The sequence below is a fragment of the Agitococcus lubricus genome (assembly GCF_003051055.1).
Classification (GTDB): domain Bacteria; phylum Pseudomonadota; class Gammaproteobacteria; order Pseudomonadales; family Moraxellaceae; genus Agitococcus; species Agitococcus lubricus.
This window is the reverse complement of sequence record NZ_QAON01000043.1, coordinates 1-5,693: the sequence shown is the minus strand read 5'-3', so window position 1 is coordinate 5,693 and position 5,693 is coordinate 1. Positions and strand designations below refer to the sequence as shown.

The following is a 5,693-nucleotide window of genomic DNA, read 5'->3' as shown; positions in this document are numbered from 1 at the left end:
CATTCAGCCAATGGCTGGTTGAGTCCAAATGCTTTTATGCAAAAGCATCTACTACTTTTAGAGGGTACAACTGTCTAATTTTCTGGCTAGGATCAAATATTTTCATCTTTTAAAATTTTAGTAATAGATTCCAAACCATCTATCACTTCATTATTTTCTATAAAGATAAAATTGTTTGGCAAAATAAATCTTTGAACTTTTAATAATTTATACTTATCTAATATAAGTAATAAGACTACTAAATTATTAATTGCCGTATTAAAAACAGATAACGATTTATCATTTGAATTATCATATAAGTACCATGTGGCGACAGCTTTATGAATTACCATGAATGAGTTTCTCTATTACTGAAATTTATAATTCTCTAAACATTTTTTTGAATATCTATAAATGCCTCCTGACTGTCAAGCTCCTATGCCACATAGCCGTAGCCCGTGTGAAGTGAAACGTAACACGGGTTAAATATATTGAAAAAACACGCTTGCTGGGCAAAATGCCCAGCCTACTCATACTTTTCTTAAGTCATGCCTTTAGGCTTATACCCTTTACGCACATTTTTGCGTTTTAATGGTTCGCTAATACCTGTTAAATCACGCACCACTAAACCTGCCAAGGTAAAACCAAATAACGGTGGCAAATAACTGACCGTACCATTAACCGCTCTTGGTCGTCCTGCCGATGTAGGTGCAGGCGGCAACGGCGGTAAAGGTGGCTCTGTAGAATACACCGTACGAATGCCTGTCCCCACATTTAAACGCTTCAAGCGTTGACGCATTTTGCTCGCTAAATGACAAACATTGGTGTCATATAAATCGCTGACTTTAATTTGTGATGGGTCAGTTTTGCCACCTGCCCCCATACTAGAAGCCACATTTAGGCCTAATTTATAAGCCACTTCAATCAACGCCACTTTACAGTTAAGCGAATCAATACAATCTAACACATAGTCATATTGATTTTCAGCAAAATGAGCTTCAAACAATTCCCGATTCATAAAATCAGTCATCACCATTAACTGCACATCAGGATTAATATCACGAACACGTGCCGCCATAATATCGGCTTTGTTTTGGCCAACTGTTGAGTTTAAAGCCACTAATTGACGGTTAACATTACTAGCAGCAACCACGTCACAATCAACCAACGTTAAATGGCCAACGCCCATACGCGCCAAGGCTTCGGCAGCAAATGAGCCAACTCCCCCTAAACCCGCAATAAAAACACGTGCGTTTTTTAAACGCTCAATTTTCTCATCCCCTAATAGGATGTGGGTACGTTCAAACAGACCTTGCATAAAATCACCCTAAATAAAAAATCTTCATTTTCCTGTGGCGAAAATGAACGACAAATAATTAGTCTCGCCAATGTCTATTCCCTCCCCTAATTTAGGGTAGGGTTAGGGAGGGGTTTAATATACCCCCTCCCAATCTCCCTCTTATTCAGTAATGCTAGCCAGTTAAGAAAAATTGGTAATTAACAACTGCCCTTCGACTGGCTCAGGGCGCATTTTTGCGTTGACTGAGCGGAGTCGAAGTCAGCAAAAATGGCTTAACTGACTGGCATTACCCTTATTAAGGGGGAGAAGTCACAGGCTTAACTAAAAATCACGGCTTTTTAACGATAAATGCAAAGCTTGGCAACTATTTTTCCATAAAATTTGTGCAAGCTGTTCTGAGGAAAGCTGTTTGGCTTGAGCTAAAGCATGGGCAACACTGGGTAAATAGGCGGGAGAGTTACGTGTATATTTGGCATTCTCTTGACGATGAGGCATGGGAATCATATCGGGTGCATCCGTTTCGATCACCAAACTTTCTATTGGCATGGCATTCACCACGCTATGTAAACGCTTGGCTTGGGGATAGGTTACGCTGCCACCAATCCCCAATTTAAAGCCTAATTTCGCATAGGTTTTTGCTTCTTCTACCCCACCCGAAAACGCATGAACGATGCCACCTTCGCTAAATTTTTGTTGTTTAATAATTTTAAAGACATCTGCATGAGCTTTGCGTACATGTAACACCACAGGCTTTTGATATTGTTTGGCTAAGGCTAATTGTTCAGCAAAAAACTGTTGTTGCTTTTGATAAAATTCAGGCTGTTTGATTTCGGCAACATAAGTGTCTAAACCTATTTCACCAATCGCAATACAATCATTGTTTTGCAAATGTTGTTCTAGTTGTGCTAATTCGCTGTTTTGATGTTCGCTGATATAACAAGGATGCAAACCCAACACTGGCAATAATTGTGGTTGCTTAAATTGCTGACAAACCGATAGTAGTTGTGGCCAATACTTGGCTAAATAGGCAATGACCGCAATCGCTTCTACCCCTTGAGCGTAAGCATCAGCCGCGACTTGTGTGCGGTCATGGGCAAATTCTTCTACATCAAAATGGCAATGGGTATCTATCCACATTACAAAAACTCTGGTTTAACAATCCCTTTTAATTGCTCATAGGGCACAACAAATTCAGGCTGACCAAAAGCATAAGCCGCGATGGCATAGGCTTGATATTTAACAATGATGCCCTTTTCGCCAAGAGCAATATTATCAGTGGTCACAAATGGCCATGCTGTCATTAAATCAGGGTCAGTTAAATCATTTTGCTTTAACCATTGCTGATGTAGTTTTTTTACTAACGCCCAAAATGCTTGTTCTTGGCCTGTGACTAACACATCTTTTAGTGTTAATAATTGCTGATTTTGGCGATTAATATTTAAATACTTCGTCACTGGCGAGCCATGTGCTCCATCTAAATAGGTATCACTATTCAGTTCAACTACTAATAAATGCTGTTTTTGACGTAAGATTTTTGATTGTAAATAGATATTCCATTGCCCTTCGGTTTTTGGCCAAAAATACTGGCTTAGCTGAGCAATCGTATTAAATTTTGGTTGTTTATCATCAACATAAACCAGCCCTACTAATTCCCTTTCAATCAATGGTTTAAGTGCAGCATCTTCAATTTGTTGCAGCTCGACTTCCATATAAGGGCAGTCATTACCTTTACATTGTGGTTTATTTTTCTTCCATGTCTCATCTTTAACAGCTAAAGGAGCATAGCTTGTTGGTGTCACAACGGCGACAGGGGTTGGTGTAGGTTTTTCAACAGGTTTGGGGGCTTGGGGCTTATCACAAGCCGATAAAGAGATAACTAATAAAGTGGGTAGCAGATAGTTTTTCATCATAGTATTGACTTCTGTAGCCTGTGTGAAGTGTAACGCAACACGGAAACAACTATTTATCCTGTATTCCGCGATGCTGCATACAGGCTACAAACTAATAATGTGGGTAGAAGATAAATTTTCATATTCGCTTTCCTTAACCCTCTCCAAGACGGAGAGGGAATATTATTAGCGATTAGTGTTCGCGCGTTTCTCTAAATTTAACATCAGGATAACGTTCTTGCATTAACTGCAAATTGACACGGGATGGCGCAAGATAAGTTAAATAACCACCACCATCTTCCGACAATTGGTCGTGAGCTTTTTTCTTAAATTCAGCCAATTTTTTCTCGTCACTGCATTCAATCCAACGTACCGTGTTAATGCTAACAGGTTCATAGACACAATCGACTTTGTATTCCTCTTTCAGACGGAAGGCAACCACATCAAACTGCAACACACCTACTGCGCCTAAAATTAAGTCATTGCTGTTGTAAGGCATAAACACTTGAGTTGCGCCCTCTTCGGACAACTCTTTTAAGCCTTTTTGCAATTGTTTGCTTTTTAAAGGGTCTTTTAAACGCACACGTCTAAACATTTCAGGGGCAAAATGAGGAATACCTAAAAAGTGTAAATTTTCACCTTCAGTAAACGTATCACCAATTTGAATCGTGCCATGATTATGCAAACCAATGATGTCACCTGCCCATGCTTCTTCTAAATGCTCGCGCTCACCTGCCAAGAAGGTTAAGGCATCGGCAATACGCACTTCTTTGCCCAAACGCACATGATTGAGCTTTAAACCTTTTTCATATTTACCCGAACAAATTCTTAAGAAGGCAATACGGTCACGGTGTTTAGGGTCCATATTGGCTTGAATTTTAAAGACAAAGCCCGAAAAGCCTTGCTCCGTCGGTTCCACCACGCGCTCCGCTGCTTTATGCACTTTTGGCTCAGGCGCCCAACTGACAAAACCATTAAGAATATGGTCAACACCAAAGTTACCCAAGGCTGTACCAAAAAAAACAGGCGTTAATTTTCCTGCTAAAAATAACTCTAAATCAAAAGGATGACTTGCACCTTGCACTAACTCTAAGGACTCAAGCAAGTTATTTAACTGGTCGCCCAACAATTCAGCTAATTGTGGATTATCTAAACCTTGAATAGTTTGAATATCAACAATTTCATGGCCATGACCTGCTTGATATAAGTACACCTTATCTTCAAGCAAGTTATAAACGCCTTTAAAGTCGCGTCCCATGCCAATTGGCCATGTAATCGGCGCACATTGAATTTTTAGTACACTTTCGATTTCGTCTAATAACTCAATCGGTTCACGGTTTTCACGGTCTAATTTGTTGATAAAAGTGATAATCGGAGTATCGCGCATTCGACACACATCCATTAATTTAATGGTACGGTCTTCAACCCCTTTTGCACCATCAATCACCATTAATGCAGAGTCAACGGCAGTTAAGGTTCTATAGGTATCTTCCGAGAAGTCTTCGTGACCTGGTGTATCTAACAAGTTAATAATATGCTCTTTATAGGGGAATTGCATCACCGAGGTAGTAATCGAAATACCGCGTTGTTTTTCCATTTCCATCCAGTCAGACGTGGCATGACGATCAGATTTACGTGACTTTACTGTACCTGCGATTTGAATAGCTCTACCCCACAATAATAGCTTTTCGGTAATAGTGGTTTTACCTGCGTCAGGGTGGGAAATAATAGCAAATGTGCGTCTAATCCTTGTCTCTGTAAGAATCTGTTCACTAATCATATTCAATTTTTTTCTCATTTGTACACAGTTTTGTACACAATTTTATGCGGTGGACTATGTATCTAGGTTGATATTAATGGTTGCAATTGTACCACAAATAAAAAACTGCCCGAAGGCAGTTAAATTTAAAACAAGAATAATTAACTCAACACCCACAACTAGGACTTAAGCTACCATCGCAACATTGAGCTCGTCCACCACTGCAACCACAGACTCCGTCATGGTGAGAACAACAGCCACTACGCTCTGCTTTGTCATCAAGTTGGCATTGGTCTTTCTTTTCAATAAACGGCTTTTGTATGTTTTGTTGTTCTGAGGGTAAAATTTGAATTTGTTTTGGCTCGGTTGGTTCCTGAGCAAAGGAAAATGATGAAAGTAGAGCGGTGATTAAGAATAAGTGTTTCATAGGGTGCGTCCTTGTTTTGTTTTATGGGCAATACACTATAGGTTAGTTGATTTTTTGGAGGATGACATCAGCAAAACCTTTTAAGTCATCGAAACAGGCAATCAATATATCATTCAAACTACGGTTTTTTAACTCTCTTAAATTATGCAAATAAAAAACACTCTATAAATCATAAGACTATTTTTTATTCATCATAAAATAAATTGTTATCAAATATGATTTTATTATCACTCAAAACAACTCGATCGGACTTGGGTCAATGTAACTATCAAAGGCAGGGATACTGACTTCACCTTGCAATGAAAATAGCACCCGAATCCCATCAGACAACAGCCACGG

At 39.3% G+C, this 5,693-nt stretch carries 6 protein-coding genes; all 6 read right to left on the bottom strand.

Features of this window, described 5'->3' with window-relative positions:
* Positions 1 to 92: 92 nt before the first annotated feature.
* The 6 genes from C8N29_RS16270 to C8N29_RS16690 all read right to left on the bottom strand — a co-directional run bounded on the left by C8N29_RS16270 (position 93) and on the right by C8N29_RS16690 (position 5,354).
* A complete protein-coding gene (locus tag C8N29_RS16270) occupies positions 93 to 332 on the bottom strand; it encodes a hypothetical protein (protein WP_107867122.1) in 240 nt (79 codons plus the stop codon).
* 188 nt (positions 333 to 520) lie between these two features.
* The gene (locus tag C8N29_RS16265; RefSeq protein ID WP_107867121.1) at positions 521 to 1,297 is read right to left on the bottom strand and encodes a tRNA threonylcarbamoyladenosine dehydratase; all 777 of its coding nucleotides are present in this window, start codon (positions 1,295 to 1,297) and stop codon (positions 521 to 523) included.
* Positions 1,298 to 1,600: 303 nt separating this feature from the next.
* A complete protein-coding gene (locus C8N29_RS16260) occupies positions 1,601 to 2,416 on the bottom strand; it encodes a TatD family hydrolase (protein WP_107867120.1) in 816 nt (271 codons plus the stop codon).
* The gene (locus C8N29_RS16255; protein WP_107867119.1) at positions 2,416 to 3,189 is read right to left on the bottom strand and encodes a DUF3298 domain-containing protein; all 774 of its coding nucleotides are present in this window, start codon (positions 3,187 to 3,189) and stop codon (positions 2,416 to 2,418) included. Before C8N29_RS16255 ends, C8N29_RS16260 begins: the two co-directional genes overlap by 1 nt.
* A 172-nt stretch (positions 3,190 to 3,361) precedes the next feature.
* Complete coding sequence (locus tag C8N29_RS16250) at positions 3,362 to 4,948, bottom strand: peptide chain release factor 3 (protein WP_107867118.1); 1,587 nt, start codon at positions 4,946 to 4,948, stop codon at positions 3,362 to 3,364.
* Positions 4,949 to 5,093: 145 nt separating this feature from the next.
* On the bottom strand, positions 5,094 to 5,354 hold the full coding sequence (locus tag C8N29_RS16690; protein WP_146164496.1) for a hypothetical protein: 261 nt from the start codon (positions 5,352 to 5,354) through the stop codon (positions 5,094 to 5,096).
* Positions 5,355 to 5,693 lie beyond the last annotated feature (339 nt).

Bases quoted from the DNA above. Each gene is read 5' to 3' on its own strand.
- C8N29_RS16270 (WP_107867122.1), bottom strand. From the start codon at position 332: ATGGTAATTCATAAAGCTGTCGCCACATGGTACTTATATGATAATTCA.
- C8N29_RS16265 (WP_107867121.1), bottom strand. From the start codon at position 1,297: ATGCAAGGTCTGTTTGAACGTACCCACATCCTATTAGGGGATGAGAAA.
- C8N29_RS16260 (WP_107867120.1), bottom strand. From the start codon at position 2,416: ATGTGGATAGATACCCATTGCCATTTTGATGTAGAAGAATTTGCCCAT.
- C8N29_RS16255 (WP_107867119.1), bottom strand. From the start codon at position 3,189: ATGATGAAAAACTATCTGCTACCCACTTTATTAGTTATCTCTTTATCG.
- C8N29_RS16250 (WP_107867118.1), bottom strand. From the start codon at position 4,948: ATGATTAGTGAACAGATTCTTACAGAGACAAGGATTAGACGCACATTT.
- C8N29_RS16690 (WP_146164496.1), bottom strand. From the start codon at position 5,354: ATGAAACACTTATTCTTAATCACCGCTCTACTTTCATCATTTTCCTTT.